Genomic DNA, 16,432 nt, shown 5'->3' with positions numbered 1-16,432 from the left:
TCGGATCCACCGTCAGGAAGGCAGCACATGTCCATCCAGCACTCCGAGAAGACCCTCAACCTCGAGCAACTGCAGTCGCGGTTCGCTCAGGTCGCCGAGTTCATGGCGCCGCGGATCGAGCTCAGCGACGGCACGCTGGGCTACCGGCTCACCGCCACCACCACACTCACGATCAAGACCGGCGCGGCGCCGTTCGAGCCCGACTCGCCAGAGGAGACGATCGTCTTCGACGTCCAGGACTGCGAGGTCAAGGTGCCCGACCCGGTCCTCACGACCGACGGGGCCCTCCGCTTCGACATCGAGATCTTCCGCATCGTGTCGGAGAGCGTCAGCACAACGCTGTTCGGCACCGAAGTTCCCCTCACGATGAAGGTCGGTCGGGGCGTCGACCCGATGATCCGCCCGACGTTCGGCCGCTTCGAGATCCCCTACGGTTCCTCGTTCGGCGCACAGCACCTCGTGAGCACGCAGCGAGTGAACCTGGAGGTAGAAACGCCCATCGGTACGCTGCGCAACCGTGAGCCGGCGATCATGCAGGCGAATGTGAACCAGATCCCGCCCGCCACCGCCTACGTGCAGCAGGGCCTGGTCCCGATGTACGACGCGACGGGGAACATCGTCGTGACCAAGACCAACGCATCCAGCGCGGCCGAATTGGACCCGCGCTACCACACCGTCTAGGACCCTCCGGGGTGATCACTGGCACCGGGCGGGCCTGCGGCAGCAGGCCCGCTTCGGCAGTTCGGCGGGCCGTCAGCCGAGAGAGGGACGAGCCACGGAGAACGGCTCGAGCTCTGTGGGGGTGCGACCTGTCGCGACCGCCTCCGCCAGCGACCGGCCGAGGGAGGCGGCGAGCGCGAGTCCGTGCCCGTTGCAGCCTGCAGCGAACCACGCGCCCGGCACACCGGGCACGCGCCCGGCCACCGGCAGCCCGTCCGGCGTCATCGCCATCGCGCCCGCCCAACGGGCTCGCACCGCAGGCAGTCGGAGCTGGGGGAACAACGCCGGCAGAACCTGCTCGACCCCCCGCTGGACCTCCTCGGTGGGGATCTGGTCTCTGGTCGCGAAGTCATGGTCAAGATCGCGACGGCCGCCGACGCGAATCTCCCCGCCCGGCGTTTGCCTCCAGTACTCCCCGTGCTCGGTGAGCGCTGCCGTGGTGGGCACGTGGAAGACCGGCTCGACCGGCTCGTAGGCGAGCATCTGCGCGCGCGCCGGGGTGATCAGGCCGAGCAGCTCCGGGATCAGCGCCGGCGTCCACGCGTTCAGCGCGACAACGGCGGATGCGCTGCTCACCGGCCCTGCGCTGGTGTCCAGCTCGATGCGGCCGCCCCTGCCGTCGATCAACCGAACCGCTGTCCCGGTGACCAGCTGGGCACCGTGTCTCCGCGCCGCATCGGCGAGGCCGGCCACCAGGCGCGCCGGGTCGACCGACCCGCCGTCGGCCTGGAACAGGCCGCCACCCACGTGGTCCGCGGTCGGCGTGCGGACGAACTCCGCCAGGTCGTCGCGTTCGACGACGCGGACCTCGAAACCGTCGAGGGCCAGGACTTCGGCGAGCACCCGGCCTGCGGCGCACTGGCCGTCGCCGATCCCGAGCGTCAGAATCCCGTTCAGGGTCAGCGCGCACTCGATCCGCTCCTCGTCGGCGAGGTCGCGCACCAGCGCCACGTTCTCGACGGTCCGCTGGTACAGATCGCGGGCGGCGTCGTGACCGAGTAGCGAGGTGACGTACGGATACGGGACGGCCGCACCGGGCACCAACATCCCCGCGCTGCGTCCGCTGGCGCCGGCCGCCGGGACACCTGCCTCCACCAGGACGGGGCGCATCCCGGCGACGGCGAGGTGGTAGGCGGCGCTCACGCCGAGCAGACCACCGCCGACGACCACCACCTCAGCGGAACGAGGGAGGCGCTCCGGAGTTGGGCTCGACCGCAGCGCGCTCAGGTCAGCTCCTGGACCAGAGAGAACCGATTGCCATCGGGATCCCGGAAGTCCGCGACCCGGACGACGCCGAAGTAGTCGACGGGCTCATCCACGTCGAGACCGCGTTCGACCAGGCTCGTGCGCGCTACCGCGACGTCGTCGACGCCTATCCGGATCACGGAGGTTCCGGCGGTCTCGCGCTTCTCCGCCACCTGCAGCCACATCCCAGGAGCGAGCTGCCATTCCTGCATCGTGGGCTCGACCACGATGTCGGCATCGCGCCCCATCCAGGTCCGGTAGAACTCGACCGCCGCGGCCATGTCCCGCACCGGGACCAATGGATAGATCGATGTCGTCGGGAAGGGGTTGCTGGTGTTGTCGGCCACGCCATTCTCCCTGAAGAGGATTTGTATCGTCACGTCGCGGCGGCGTCTGGGGCGTGCAGACTGACCAATGATTCGGCCGCACCCGTACGCGACGGCGGGTGGAAGGCGATCGCGCGAGTCGCCGACAGCAGGAGGGCGACCTCCGAGTCGCGGAAGAACGCGTTCCCACCGAGCAACTCGGTCGCGAGATCGGTGGCCGCGCGCAGACTGCGCATCGCGGCGAAACGTGCGGTTAGCACCGCCGCGACAGCCACGTCGACGTCGATGCCGTCACGCAACGCCCTGGCGACGCCTTCCACCAGTGCCGCGGACGACTCGAGCTGCACGATCATTTCCGCGCGGTCAGTCACCGACCCGCGGCCGCGGGCCAACGCCCGTTCCACCAGTGCACCGGCCGCGCCGACGTAGACCGAGGTGATCAGCATCTGGAACCAGGTGAACCCGGCGTTCTGGAGGTCGAGCATCACCATCGGGTCTTCCGGCCGCGTTCGCAGCATCAGCTGTTCAGGCACGAAGACGTCGGTCAATCGGACCTCGTCGCTCTCCGCGCCGGCCAGCACCTGGCTGGACCAGAACGGGTGTCGCGAGATCCCGGGCGTGTCCGCCGGGATGACGATGACCCCGATCGGGGGCTGCTCGCCCGGAATCGCGACGCTCGCCGTCAGCAGATCCATCGACCGGGCGAGGCTGCACGGCTTCTTGCTACCGCTGATCAGATAGCCGCCGTCCGTCGGCACCGCGGTGACCGCCGGTTCGAGCAGGTCCTGTCCTGAGGTTCCCTCCGCCCAACCGGAGGCGACCAGCAGGTTCTCCGGCGCGATCCGTGTGACCAGGTCGAGCTGAGCTGGCGGGACCCGCACCTCGTCGCCGATGAGACCGAGCAGCGCCGCCACCGAGAAGTGGTGCATCGTCGCTGCTGCCCCCAGTGATGGCGAGCATGTCGACAGCGCCCGCATCACCTGCACGGCGTCGACCGGATCGGCCCCCGCTCCGCCCAGCTCCGTCGGAAGCAGCAGTCCCGGTCCGTCGTGGGCACGGAACAACCCGACCCCCGGAGCTGTCGGCGCCTCGCGTTCAGGCAAAGGCAGGTCGGTGAGGGCTTTGAGGAGTCCGGGGTGGTGGTGGTCGCACCGCGACCGCGCCCTGTCGAGCATCAACATCGTCGTGCTCCTCGAGTCGCGCTCGGCTCAGTCGACCGCGATCTCCGTGACGGAGAACGGATTGCCCGCCGGGTCTCGCAGCTCGGTGCTCCGTCGCCCAGCGTCGACCACGGTCCCGCCCAGGTGGCGGGCGACCTCCGCGGCCTTGCCGTGATCGGACACCGCGAGGTGGAGGTGCCAATACCCTGCTTCCGACCCGGTCGTTCGGCCGTCGAGGGCCGGCGCCTGTCCCAGCACCGCGGTGTAAAAATCGACGGCCTGCGCCCGGTCCGGGGTTACCAGCACGGCGGAGTGCAGGGTTCCCGCCTCGTCCACGAGCGCGCTCCCCGCGAACGTGTACGGCTGCCAGATCGCGAACACCGCCCCGCGCGGGTCGGCGATCGTGGCGGTACGCCCGAGCCCGATCACATCATGGGGCGGGCGGAGGTGGATGCCACCGAGCCCGAGCGCGGCCTCAGCGGCAGCGTCGACATCGTCGACTGCGAAGTAGGGCGTCCAGCCGATCGGCGAGCCGGGGAGGTACGGGCCCCACAGAGCGGCCACGTCCTCGTTGTCGGTGAGGAAGATGTGGTAGCCGTCGGCGGCCGGTGGGCGGGCGGGACGGACTTCCCACCCGATCACCGCGGCATAGAATGCGCCGCTGGCCGGGATGTCGGTGCTTGCCAGATCGGCCCAGCAGAGAGCGCCGTGCGAGTGCTTCTCCACGAGCGGCATGAGCGGCTCCTTCGACGAGATCAGGTACCGGCGCGCAACCGGCGGTGAAATCCCCACACGCAGAGGCTGAGCGTCACCGCGCTGAACAGAGTAGCGGCAACCAGACCGCGGGTGATCACTGCGGTGTCGGGCGTGCCGAACACCGAGCGGGCGGCCTCGAACAGGTAGGTGAGGGGGTTGAGGCTGGTGAGCGTGGCGAACCAGCCGGTCATGTATTCACGGGGAACGCTCCACGGGGTGATGAAGAGGAGCGGGAAGAAGATCATGAAGGAAACAGCCTGGACCGCCTTCGGTGAACCGGTCCGCAGCGCGACCGCAATCCCGATCGCGTCGTAGGCGATCGCGAACAGAACCATCAGCGCATACAGCGTCATCGCCCCGACCAGCGGATTTCCCCCGAAGCGGACACCGAGCAGGAGCCCGACGTTGAGCAGCACAGCGATGTAGACGAGAACGCCGCACATCTCCCCTGCCAGCCTCCCGACGAGCAGAACGGATCGCCGGGCGGGCGACAGGCACAGCTTGTCGAAGTAGCCGCTGCTGATGTCGGTGACCACGGCGTGCCCCGCCGAGGAGAACGACGCCGCGATCAGCATCGCGACCGGCAGCTGGAACGCGACGTAGTCCGGCACGTCGAACGCCCGCCCCGAGATCTGGCCGAACGCACCGACCTGGACCGCGAAGATGCACATCGGAGTCAGCAAGGCGGGCAACCAGGCCGCGGGCTCCCGCATGATCGAGGTGATGGTGCGGCTCGCGATGGTCACGAACTGCACGAGATATCCCACCATGATCAACGCTCGCCTCCGCCGCGTCCGGCCGGCTCGTCCACGGTCGTGATCACGCGGAACACGTCGTCGAGTGTGGGTTGCGTGACGACGATCTCCTTGGGCTCGAGGTCCGCGGCGAGCAACGCCGCGACGATCGGGGCGAGGTGCACCGATGCCTCTTGGATGCGCACGGTGACGCCGCCAGGTTGAGCGAGGACCTGCCGGATCCCGGGCACCGAGGCGAGGACGGCGGCGGCTTGCTCGGGAAGCGCCGTGGTGATCTCCACCGTGTCCGTGGCCAGCTCGGCCTTGAGTTCGCTCGGCGTGCCCTCCCGCACGATGCGCCCCCTGTCGGCGAACGCCACACGATCCGCGATGCGGTCCGCCTCCTCCAGGTACTGCGTCGTGAGGAAGATCGTGGTGCCGGACTCGGCGCACCTGCGCGCGAGCAGATCCCAGATCGCAGCCCTCGACGAAGGATCCAGCCCGGTCGTGGGCTCGTCGAGGAACATCACAGGCGGCTCGTGGAGCAAGGCCATCGCCAGGTCGATGCGCCTGCGCATCCCGCCCGAGTACGCACCCACCCGCCGGTTGGCGGCATCCGCGAGGCCGACGATCTCCAGCATCTCCGTGGCGCGCGCACGCGCATCCCGCGGCCTCAGGCCGTAGAGGAGACCGTGCAACGTGAGCACCTCGTACCCGGTCTGCCGGTCGTCGAGCCCGACCTCCTGCAACACGACCCCGATGTTCGGGCGCACCTGCGCGGCGTCGCGCACGACGTCGTGACCGAGGATCGAGGCGTTGCCCGACGTGGGCGTGAGCAATGTGGTGAGCATTCTCAGCAGGGTCGACTTGCCCGCGCCGTTCGGCCCGAGCAGCCCGAACACCTCACCTCGCGCGACGGAGAAACTGACGCCGTCCACAGCGCGGATCTGACCGAACGACCTCGTCAGCTCATTTGCCTCGATGACGGCACTCATGGTCGAGATCCGTCCTTCCCCGGTCGAAAACGCCACTACGGACACCGGGCCCGGGCAGCGCGCAACGTCGGAGTCGACGGTAGACCCGGCCGCCTGCACCTTTGAACCCGACTGACCGGAACCGGCCATGTCGCTGAGCGGTGCGATCACACGGAAGTGACCGAAATACGCCATCGAAGGCAATTGACCACGAAACTCGGCGCGACCATGGTGAGGAGCGCCGGGCAACCGGTCGCCGACTGCAGATCGGCCACCAAGATCTCCGCTCGTTCTTCGGAAGGTGATCGTGTGCTGCGGGTCCGGAAAACACTGTTCGGGATTGACGCGACCCAGACCCGCTTCGAGGCCCGGGGATTCGACGCCTGCGAGCCGGACGTGCAGTCACACCTCGAGGGGCACGCGGCGGCCTTCGTCGACGGCTACAACGCCGCCCTCGTCCAGGACGACGAGCTGCTACTGGACGCCGAGCTGCAACGCCGGGTGGCAGCGGATCGTCGCGGGTTCGCGTTCGAGGGAGCCGCGATGGCTTACACCCTGCTCGACGCCCTCCCACTACCTGGACGGGGGCGGTTCAGCCGCCTTCTGGCCGGGCCCGGTGCCCACGAGCCCTTCCTGATCCACGCGGGGGCCGGGTGGGCCTACGCCCGGCTGCGCCGTCGCACCTGGCCGACCACGGCGCTCGACCCGCTCCTGCAGTGGCTGCACTACGACGGATACGGGTTCCACCAGGTGTTCTTCGCCCGTGGCGCCGTGCAGCACGTCCACGGGGCGAGAAGCTGGGACGCCTACGGACACCGCGCCTTCCACCAGGGGGTCGGCCGGGCGTTGTGGTTCCGCTGTGGCGCGGACCCCGACCGCATCGCCACCACCGTCCGGCGGTTCTCCGCACACCTCGCCGCGGACCTGTGGAGTGGCGTCGGCCTGGCTGCCACCTACGCCGGCGGTGGACCGGACGCTGCTCTGGCCACTCTGGCCGGCTTGTCCGGCGGCCAGCGGCCCGCGCTCGCCCAGGGAGCGGTGGCTGCGACCGCAGCGCGGGTCACCGCCAGGAACGCCAACTCCGACACCGAACGCGGCTGCGCCCAGCTCTGCGGGCTCACCGTCGACGAGGCACACGCGCTGTACGAGAAATCGCTCGACGGGCTCGTGCCGCAGGAGGACCCGATGGCCTACGAGACCTGGCGGACGCGTGTCCAGCACCACTTCCGGGAGACGGGCCGATGACCAGACGACTGCGTGGTGTGCTGACTCCGTTGCTGGCCGTGCTCGTCCTCGCCGGGTTCGGGTGGAGCGCGCAACTGGACCGGGCGAGCATCGGCGGCACCCAGGCGGTGCAGGCCAGGTTCGCCTTCGACCGGCACCCGATCGCATCGCTCCCGGTCGCGGGTATGCAGCACGTGCGTGACGTGCACCCCGACTACCAGCACATCGAGTCTTGGATCTCGGCCGTCGGCGCCGCTGCCGCACTCACCGACCTGCGCGACACCGGACGCGACGGTGACGTGTGCCTCGTCGACCCACGCACCGACACGATCACCGTGTCCGCCGCGCCCGGCACCACCGGCGACTACGCACCGTTCGTCCTGAATGCTGCACCGCTGCCCTACCAGCGCGACACGATGGCCCCGATGGGCTGCCTGCCGGGCGACTTCAACGAGGACGGCAAGCGAGACCTTCTCACCTATTACTGGGGACGGACTCCGGTCCTGTTCCTGCGGACCGTCGACGACCTCGGCGCCGGCGCGTTCAAGCCCGTCGAGGTCGCGCCGGGCGGTGAGCGTTGGGCCACCGAGACCGTCGTGTCGGCCGACGTGGACGGGGACGGCCACCAGGACCTGATCATCGGGAACTACTTCCCGGACGATACCCACCTCCTCGACCCGCAGGCGGGCCCGGACCCGAACATGCAGATGCACGACTCGATGTCGAACGCGCTCAACGGTGGCCGGGACCGGATCCTGCTGTTCGCCAACGGCACCGGCGGGGCGGACCCGACGGTCGGGTTCCGGGACGCATCGGACGCGCTGCCGCGCGACGTCGCCGCGGGCTGGACCCTCGGCCTCGGCACCCAGGACCTCAACGGCGACCTGCTCCCGGAGATCTACTTCGCGCACGATTTCGGCCCCGACCGGTTGCTGCTCAACAGGTCCACCCCCGGCAATGTCGCCTTCGACGTCCTGTCCGGACGTTCCGACCCGACGATCCCCAAATCGAAAGTGCTCGGCCAGGACTCCTTCAAGGGCATGGGGGTCGACTTCGGCGACATCAACGGCGACGGCCGTACCGACATCTTCGTGAGCAATCTGACCAGCGAGTTCGGACTGATGGAGAGCCACTTCGCGTGGCTGGGTACCGGCCGGGTGGACGAGATGGCCGATGGTGTCGCGCCGTTCGAGGAGGCCGGTGACCCGCTCGGCCTGGCCCGCACCGGATGGGCGTGGGACGCAAAGTTCGGTGATTTCGACAACGACGGTGTTTCCGAACTCCTGCAGACGACCGGTTTCGTCAAGGGCGAGGTCAACTTGTGGCCGCAACTGCAGGAGATGGCGCTCGCGAACGACGAGCTCGCCCATGACGTCCGATTCTGGCCGCGGTTCGCCGACGGCGTCGACATATCCGGTGCCCAGCCGAACGCGTTTTTCGTCCGCGCGGCGGACGGCCGGTGGGTGGACGCCGCCGCCGATGTCGGTCTCGCCGATCGGGAGCCCGCTCGCGGTGTCTCCACCGGCGACGTCGACGGCGACGGCAACCTGGACGTCGCGATCGCCAAGCAGTGGGCGGAGTCCCACCTGCTTCGCAACCGGTGCCTGAGCTGCGGCGAGTCGATCACCCTCGACCTGCGCCTCCCTCCGCAAGGCGCGGACCAGCCCAGCGGCGAGGTCGTACCCGCCGACCAGGTGCAACCCGGCTCGCCGGCGTACGGCGCGACCGTCGTGCTCACGCTGCCGGACGGCCGCACCCTGACCCAGCAGGTGGACGGCGGCAACGGGCACGCCAGCGCCCGCAGCCCCCGGTTGCACTTCGGCGTCGGCGACCTCGGCGATCAGCCCGTCACCGCGGATGTCAGGTGGCGCGGCCGTGACGGCCAGGTGCACAACCGCTCGCTCGAGCTCCACGAAGGCCGGTTCGCGCTCACTCTCGGGGAAGGTCGGTAGACGATGGAAGGGACCGAACCGGTGAGCGGATCGGGAACGCCGGCGAAGACGATCGACAAACGCATCGCTGCATTGCGCCGGTTCGCGCTCTCGATCACGATCCTGACGATCGTGGGCCATCTCCTGCTGGGCTTCGAACCGTCGGCGGCGCAGGTCCTGGTGACCCTGTTCACGGCCTACGGACTGGAACTGGTGCTGGAGACGGTGGAGGCGCGCTGCCAGCAGCGCACGCCCCGGTTCCTCGACTCCGGGCTCATCGGCTTCGTGGACTTCATGCTCCCGGCCCACATCTCCGCGATGTCGATCGGCCTACTGCTCTACCCGGGCGACCGACTGTGGCCCAGTGCGCTGGCCGCTGCCATCGCGATCTGCACGAAGTACCTCGTCCGCGCCCCGGTCAACGGCCGGATGCGTCACGTCCTCAACCCGTCGAACGTGGCGGTTGCGGCGCTGCTGACCTTCTATCCGTTCGTCGGACCCGCGCCCTCCTACCACTTCACCGAAACCACCAGCGGGCTGCTCGACTGGCTCATCCCAGGCATCCTGTTGGTCTTCGGCACCTTCTTGAACGTGCGGTTGACCGGCAAGGCGCCCCTCATCGCAGCCTGGGTCCTCGGGTTCGCCGCGCAGGCCGTGATCCGCGCCGTGCTGGTTCCCGAGGAGAACACCCTGCTCGGCGGCCTCGGGATGATGGTCGGCGCGACCTTCATCCTGTTCACCAACTACATGATCACCGACCCCGGCACCACGCCGGCGCGGCCACGCAACCAAGTGGCGTTCGGTCTCGGCGCGGCCACGGTGTACGGCTTGCTCGTGAGCCTGCACGTCGTCTACGGGCTGTTCTACTGCGTGGTGATCGTCTGTCTGGTCCGCGCCGCCGGGTTGTGGTGGATCGAGCTGCGCCGGCGACGGCTGCCGGCCGGACACCGCGACGCCGTCGATGCAGGCCGCGGTGATCGCGCACCGCAGCGACCCCTGGTGTCGGCGCAGGTGACGATCGTGAACGAGGCGAAGGGCGCGACAGGGTGAGCGACGCTATCGCGATCATCGGTATGGCCTGCACCTACCCGGACGCCGACGATCCTGGTCAGCTCTGGGAGAACGTGCTCAGCCGGCGGCGCGCGTTCCGGCGCATCCCGCCGGAGCGCCTCAACCTCGACGACTACTACTCCCCGGACCGGGGTACCCCGGACGCGATCTACGCGCAGCACGCGGCGCTCATCGCGGACTACCAGTTCGACCGCGTTCGCTTCCGGGTCAGCGGCAGCACCTACCGGTCCACCGACCTCACCCACTGGCTGGCTCTCGACGTCGCGGACCGCACCCTGGCCGATGCCGACTTCGACGGCCTCACTGAAGTGTCCCGTGACCGCGTCGGCCTGGTCGTCGGCAATACGCTGACCGGTGAGTTCAGCCGTTCCGGCCTCCTGCGGCTGCGCTGGCCCTACGTTCGCCGCACCCTCGGCGCGGCCCTGGCCCGTCGTGGGTGGAGCGACGACGATCTCACTGCACTGCTCGCCGAGGTCGAGCACGAGTACAAGGCGCCGTTCCCCGCGATCACCGAGGACTCCCTGGCCGGCGGGCTGTCCAACACCATCGCCGGACGGATCTGCAACACCTACGACTTCCACGGCGGCGGCTACACGGTGGACGGAGCGTGCTCGTCGTCGTTGCTCGCCGTCATCAACGCGGCCACCTCGCTCGCCAGGCACGAGCTGGACCTCGCGCTGGCCGGAGGGGTCGATCTGAGCATCGACCCGTTCGAGCTGGTGGGGTTCGCCAAGACGGGCGCGCTCGCCGCCGATCTCATGCGGGTCTACGACACCCGTTCCGAGGGCTTCTGGCCCGGGGAGGGCTGCGGGTTCCTCGCGCTCGCTCGGCTCGACGACGCGATCAACTGGGGCGCCAGGATCCACGCCGTGCTGCGCGGATGGGGGATCTCCTCCGACGGCAGCGGCGGACTGACCCGGCCGGAGATGTCGGGGCACCTGCTCGCGATGCGACGCGCCTACGGATTGGCGGGGTTCGGTCCGGACACCGTCGCCTACTTCGAGGGACACGGCACCGGTACCGCGGTCGGGGACGCCACCGAGCTCGCCACGATCAAGGCGGCGCGTCGCGAAGCGGGTGCCGACGCGGCGCGCCCCGCCGCGATCGGCTCGATCAAGGGCAACATCGGCCACACGAAGGCCGCAGCAGGCGTCGCGGGCCTCATCAAGGCCGTGCAGGCAGTCCGGCACCAGGTGATACCGCCGATCACCGGCTGCGACGACCCGCATCCCGAGCTGGCGGACGGACTCCGCGGGCCGCGCGAGCCGGAGGTGTGGCCGGCCGACCGTGAGCTGCGCGCCGGGGTGAGCGCGATGGGCTTCGGCGGGATCAACACCCACGTCGTTGTGGAGTCCATCGCTCCAGGTCGCCGGACTCGGCTGTCGACCCGCCACCGGGCGCTCGCGGCGACCTCCCAGGATCACGAGCTCATCCCGTTCGCGGCCGCCGACGGGCGCGCCCTGACCCGCGAGGTCGCCGAGCTGGCGGAGCAGGCCACACGGCTCGGTTTCGGCGACATGCGCGACCTGGCCATCGCCCGCAGCGCCGCCACCGACGGGTCGCTCCCCGTCCGCGCCGCCGTGCTGGCAGCCACGCCGGCGCAGCTCGCTCAGCGGCTGGAGGAACTGCGCGCGGTTCTGGAACGCGGCACCTCGCGGATCATCGACCCGGCTCACGGGCTGTTCGTGGGCACCACCGGGAGCGCACCGCAGATCGGCTTCCTGTTCCCGGGGCAGGCGGCGCCGACCTACCTGACGGCGGGCGCACTCGGGGTGCGGTTCCCCGACATCGCGCAGCTGGTCGGGGCCGTGGAACCGACCGCGGGGACCGACCTGCGCGACACCGCGGTCGCCCAGCCGGCCATCGTGCTGGCAGAGCTCGCCGGACTCGCCGTCATGCGGCACCTGGGCATCGGGGCCACCGTCGTCACCGGGCACAGCGTCGGCGAGCTGGTCGCGCTCCACTGGGCGGGCGCACTCGACCGCGACGCCGTGCTGCAGCTGGCCCGCGTGCGAGGACGGGCGATGGCCGATCTCCCGGGTGACGCCGGGGCGATGGCCGAGATCTCGGCGGCCGAGGACGTCGTCACAGGGCTCCTCACAGGCCTCCCGGTGAACATCGCTGTCCACAACGCACCGGACCGGCTGGTCGTCTCCGGCCCCTCCGACGCGGTGGCGGCAGCGGTCGACCGTGCACGATCTCGCAAGATCGTCGCGCGCCGGCTCCCGGTGTCGCACGCGTTCCACTCCCCCGTCGTCGCACCTGCCGCCGACGACCTGCGCCGGTACCTGGCCGGAGCAGCGCTGCGGCCGCCGACCGGCCGGGTCGTCTCCACCGTGTCCGGGGCCCCGCTCGCCCCGGACACCGACCTGCTGGAGCACCTCTGCCGCCAGATCCCGGCCCCCGTGCGGTTCGACGCGGCCCTGGCCGCCGTCGCGGCGGAGACCGACCTGCTCATCGAGGTCGGTCCCGGCGAAGTGCTCACCGGCATCGCGAGAGGTCGCGAGAACGTGATCGCGCTCGACGCATGCGGGTCCTCGCTGCGTGGTGTCCTCGCCGCGGCCGGGGCGGCGTACGCGCTGGGGGCACCGGTCCGGCTCGCCGCCTTGGCGGAGGGCCGGATCAACACGTCGTCCGACCCGCTACGCGGGCGGACCTATCTCGCAAATCCCTGTGAATCGGCACCGGACCGGCCCGGAGCGGCCATCGGCGCGAGCACGCCGGAATCGGCAGCCGCCCATTTCCCCGCAGAGGACGCCGCCCCACTGAGCGGTGGCCCCACCGACGAGCCGGTGGTGGAGGAGGAGCACGCCGAACCGGACGAGGACGCATTGACCGTCGTGCGGCGCGTGTTGGCACGGCTCGCCGAACTGCCGATGGAGGTGGTGACGGGCGAGGCACGCATGCTGAGCGAGCTGCGCCTGAACTCCATCACCATCGCTCAGATCGCGGTCGAGGCCGCCGCCGTCCTCGGCGTGCGTGGCCCGGCCGTGCCCACCGAGATCGCCGACGTGACCGTGGCGGACCTCGCCAACCTGCTGGTGAACCAAGAGCCGAGCGACGGCTTCGACGCTCCCGGGCAGGCCCCGGGGATCGGCAACTGGCTGCGTGCCTTCGAAGTCGTCTGGGAGCCAACCACGGTGCCGCTCGGCCCGCGGCCCCTCACCTGGCGCCTCCTGGCCCACCCCTGCCACCCCCTGCGGGAGGCCGTGCGCGCCGCGTTCGACGTCGTACCAGACCACGGCGACGGTTCCGGCGACGGTCTCGTGGTGATCGTTCCGGCAGGGCGCACGGTCGAGAGCGCGGCCGAGATGCTGGAAGCGCTGCGCCCTGCGGCGCGGTTGCCGCATGGGCACCGGGTCGCGGTCATCCACGGCGGCAACGCGGGTGGCCTGGTACGGACGCTGGCCTGGGAACGCCCTGACCTACACATCAGCTTGATCGAATCGAGCCACGACGCCGAGTCGCTGCGGGTCGCCCGGGCTGTCGCGGAAGGCGTTCGCGGGTTCGCCGAGCGCCATGTTCTGCCCACCGGCGAGGTCCGCGGCCCCGCCCTGAGGTTGCTCGACAGCGATCCCGCCGGGCAAGGCACACCGCTGAGTCGCGACGACGTCCTGCTCGTCACCGGGGGCGGGAAGGGGATCGGAGCAGAGTGCGCGATCGCCCTTGCGAGGGAATCGGGCGCCTCGGTGGCCGTCATCGGTCGATCCGATCCGGATACGGACACAGAACTGGCCCAGAACCTGGCCCGGCTGTCCGCGACCTGTGGGGAGCGGTTCCGCTACCTGCAGGCCGACGTCTGCGATCCGACCGCGATCGAAGCGGCGGTCAAAGAGGTCAGGACGTCGATCGGTCCGGTCAGCGCCGTCGTCCACGCCGCCGGCGTCAACAAGCCCCAGTCCCTCGACGGCATGACCGAGGAACAACTGCTGCGCACGCTCGGACCAAAGCTCGACGGCCTGCGCAACGTGCTGGCCGCGGTCGACGAGCAGCACCTGCGGCTACTGGTCGGCTTCAGCTCGATCATCGGCCGGATGGGCATGGTGAGCAACGGCGACTACGCCCTGGCCAACGACTGGCTGACCGCAGAGGTCGAGGAGGCCGGCGCGCGGCTGCCGGGCTGCCGGTGCCTGTCGCTGGAGTGGTCGGTATGGGCCGGCGTCGGCATGGGCGACACCCTCGGTCTCATCGACCTCCTCGCTGCCCGGGGAGTCATGCCGATCAGCGTGGACGAAGGCACCACGTTGCTGCGCCGGCTGCTGGACGCGGCACCTCGTCCGGTCGGGATCGTCGCGACCGGGCGGTTCGGCGAATCCCGAACCCTGGCATTCCAGCACGCGGAACTACCCCTCGACCGTTTCCTGGAGTGGCCGCAGGTGCACGTCCCCGGCGTCGAGCTGGTGACCGACGCGGTTCTCGACACCGGCACCGACCCGTACCTCAGCGACCACACGTTGCACGGCGTGCCGGTGCTCCCCGCCGTCGTCGGTCTCGAGGCGATGGCGCAGGTCGCAGCCGTGCTGTCGCCGCCGGCCGGCGGCTGCGGCCACTTCTCCGACGTCGAGTTGGCACGGCCGATCACCGTCCCGGCCGACGGGAAGCGGACCGTCCGGGTCGCCGCGCTCCGCGACGCCGTCGACGGGCGGGTCACGGTGGTGGTTCGCAGCGACGAGACCGGTTTTGCCGCCGAGCACTTCCGTGCGACCTGGCTGCCCGATCCCCCGGACGTGCCCGAGCTGGTGGTGTCGGGCGCCGAGCCGGTGCCGCTGGACATCGACCGTCACCTCTACGGCGAGCTCCTGTTCCACGGCGAGCGGTTCCGACGGGTGCGCGCGTTCCGCGAGCTGCGTGCCCACCGCAGCACGGTGGAGATCCTGGCGGAAGCGGAGCCCCGCTGGTTCAGCCAGTACCTCCCTCAGCGGCTGCGGCTCGGCGACCCGGGTGCGCGGGACGCGTTCGTCCACGCCCAGCAGGCGTGCGTGCCGCACCTGCGCTTCCTGCCGGTCGGCGTCGAGGCGCTCACGGTGTTCGGCCCCCCACATGGCGCGGTCACGGTGAGCGCGGTGGAACGGTCGTTCGACGGCGAGACACTCGTCGTCGACCTCACCGCATGGACCGGCGACGGACGCGTGTGCGAGTCGTGGCGCGGGCTGGCGATGCGAGTGATCGAGCCGATGCCCTCCCGCACCGAGTGGCCCGCCGCCCTGCTCGTGCCCCATCTCGAACGCCGGGCCGGCACCGCGCTTGCGCTGGAGGCGACGAGCTCGACCACTGTCGCGCTGTCGCGCCTGCTCGGGGGTCCGGTCGAGCTGATCCACCGGTCGGACGGGAAGCCGGAGATGGCCACGGCGCCGGACACCGAGGTGTCGGTGTCGCACTGTGACGGCCACACGCTGGTCGTGATCGGCGCCGGCTGCGACGTGGAGGTGGTGGCCGAACGTGGTCGGGCCACCTGGGCGGGGATGCTCGGACCCGGCCCGCTCGCGCTGGCCGACCAGATCGCCGCCGACGCCACAACCCCCTTCGACGCCACCGCTGCCTTCGACGTCGCGGCGACCCGCGTGTGGGCCGGCGTCGAGGCGGTCCGGAAGGCCGGACAGCTGCTGGAGCCACTGACCCTGGACAGGGTCGACGCCGACGGGTGGGTGTCCCTCCGCGCCGGATCGCGGCGAGTGCTGACCTACGCCACCGTCCTCGCAGGGCACCCGGGGTGCCGTGTCGTGGCGATCGTTGCGGACAGCACCCCTGGAGCGGATGTGTGATGGAGCAGCCCGCGTACGAGTACCGCCACGTCGTCAGCCTCGAGGAAACCAATGCCCTCGGGAACGTGTATTTCGCGCACTACCTGCGCTGGCAGGGCAAGTGCCGTGAGCAGTTCCTGTTCGACCACGCGCCGAGCGTCGTCCGGGAGCTGAGCGAGACCCTCTGTCTGGTGACGATGAAGTGTTCGTGCGAGTACTTCGCCGAGCTGGCCGCCGGGGACCGCCTGCTGATCCGGATGCGGCCGCGCGACCACGTGTTCAACCGGCTGACCTTGACCTTCGAGTACTGGCGGGTGGGAACGGCGGCCGCGGAAACGGAGCCGCTGCTGGCAGCACGCGGCGAGCAGCAACTCGGCTGGCTCGAACGTGACGGTGAGGAGTTCAGCCCGCGGGCCGTGCCCGACGACCTCCTCGCGGCGATCGACGCCGCGGTCGCCGCCCAAGCGCGTTGATCCACCCCAGCCCACGAATCGGCGGGCGCCGGTCCGCCCGATCCCGGAGGTCCGAGATGCCCGTACCCCCACCACCG

At 70.3% G+C, this 16,432-nt stretch carries 12 protein-coding genes; 6 read left to right on the top strand and 6 right to left on the bottom strand.

All coding sequences use genetic code 11. From position 1 onward, the window contains the following. Positions 1–27: 27 nt before the first annotated feature. The gene (locus ACFPL3_RS28625; RefSeq protein ID WP_343945473.1) at positions 28–681 is read left to right on the top strand and encodes a hypothetical protein; all 654 of its coding nucleotides are present in this window, start codon (positions 28–30) and stop codon (positions 679–681) included. A 72-nt stretch (positions 682–753) separates the two neighbouring features. Here ACFPL3_RS28625 and ACFPL3_RS28620 read toward each other — a convergent pair whose 3' ends face one another. Genes ACFPL3_RS28620 through ACFPL3_RS28595 form a run of 6 tightly spaced genes read right to left on the bottom strand, consistent with a single transcriptional unit; the run spans position 754 to position 6,164 of the window. Next, positions 754–1,890, bottom strand: a complete 1,137-nt coding sequence (locus tag ACFPL3_RS28620; RefSeq protein ID WP_343945474.1) for an NAD(P)/FAD-dependent oxidoreductase — start codon at positions 1,888–1,890, stop codon at positions 754–756. Positions 1,891–1,943: 53 nt separating this feature from the next. Next, positions 1,944–2,312, bottom strand: a complete 369-nt coding sequence (locus ACFPL3_RS28615) for a VOC family protein (RefSeq protein WP_343945475.1) — start codon at positions 2,310–2,312, stop codon at positions 1,944–1,946. 29 nt (positions 2,313–2,341) lie between these two features. Further along, positions 2,342–3,472, bottom strand: coding sequence for an acyl-CoA dehydrogenase family protein (locus tag ACFPL3_RS28610; protein ID WP_343945476.1), 1,131 nt, complete (start codon positions 3,470–3,472; stop codon positions 2,342–2,344). A 27-nt stretch (positions 3,473–3,499) separates the two neighbouring features. Then, positions 3,500–4,186, bottom strand: coding sequence for a VOC family protein (locus ACFPL3_RS28605; protein WP_343945477.1), 687 nt, complete (start codon positions 4,184–4,186; stop codon positions 3,500–3,502). 20 nt (positions 4,187–4,206) lie between these two features. After that, on the bottom strand, positions 4,207–4,953 hold the full coding sequence (locus tag ACFPL3_RS28600; protein ID WP_379589741.1) for an ABC transporter permease: 747 nt from the start codon (positions 4,951–4,953) through the stop codon (positions 4,207–4,209). A 26-nt stretch (positions 4,954–4,979) separates the two neighbouring features. After that, positions 4,980–6,164: an ABC transporter ATP-binding protein gene (locus ACFPL3_RS28595; protein WP_343945478.1), complete on the bottom strand. Its 1,185-nt coding sequence runs from the start codon at positions 6,162–6,164 to the stop codon at positions 4,980–4,982. Between ACFPL3_RS28595 and ACFPL3_RS28590 the strand changes: the two genes are divergently transcribed. The 5 genes from ACFPL3_RS28590 to ACFPL3_RS28570 are packed head-to-tail and all read left to right on the top strand — an operon-like array spanning position 6,144 to position 16,355. Beyond that, positions 6,144–7,160, top strand: coding sequence for a DUF1702 family protein (locus ACFPL3_RS28590; protein ID WP_379589751.1), 1,017 nt, complete (start codon positions 6,144–6,146; stop codon positions 7,158–7,160). The genes ACFPL3_RS28595 and ACFPL3_RS28590 overlap by 21 nt on opposite strands. Further along, complete coding sequence (locus ACFPL3_RS28585) at positions 7,157–9,091, top strand: CRTAC1 family protein (RefSeq protein ID WP_343945480.1); 1,935 nt, start codon at positions 7,157–7,159, stop codon at positions 9,089–9,091. Before ACFPL3_RS28590 ends, ACFPL3_RS28585 begins: the two co-directional genes overlap by 4 nt. A 21-nt stretch (positions 9,092–9,112) precedes the next feature. Then, positions 9,113–10,120 (top strand): enediyne biosynthesis protein, encoded by a 1,008-nt coding sequence (locus ACFPL3_RS28580; protein ID WP_343945481.1) that lies wholly within the window; start codon positions 9,113–9,115, stop codon positions 10,118–10,120. Continuing rightward, positions 10,117–15,903, top strand: a complete 5,787-nt coding sequence (locus tag ACFPL3_RS28575; protein ID WP_343945482.1) for a type I polyketide synthase — start codon at positions 10,117–10,119, stop codon at positions 15,901–15,903. The genes ACFPL3_RS28580 and ACFPL3_RS28575 overlap by 4 nt, the downstream gene beginning before the upstream one ends. Continuing rightward, complete coding sequence (locus ACFPL3_RS28570; RefSeq protein WP_343945483.1) at positions 15,903–16,355, top strand: acyl-CoA thioesterase; 453 nt, start codon at positions 15,903–15,905, stop codon at positions 16,353–16,355. The genes ACFPL3_RS28575 and ACFPL3_RS28570 overlap by 1 nt, the downstream gene beginning before the upstream one ends. The last annotated feature ends 77 nt before the right edge of the window (positions 16,356–16,432 follow it).

The organism is Pseudonocardia zijingensis, from assembly GCF_042657305.1.
GTDB classification, from domain to species: domain Bacteria; phylum Actinomycetota; class Actinomycetes; order Mycobacteriales; family Pseudonocardiaceae; genus Pseudonocardia; species Pseudonocardia zijingensis.
This window is presented reverse-complemented; position numbering and strand designations above follow the sequence as displayed.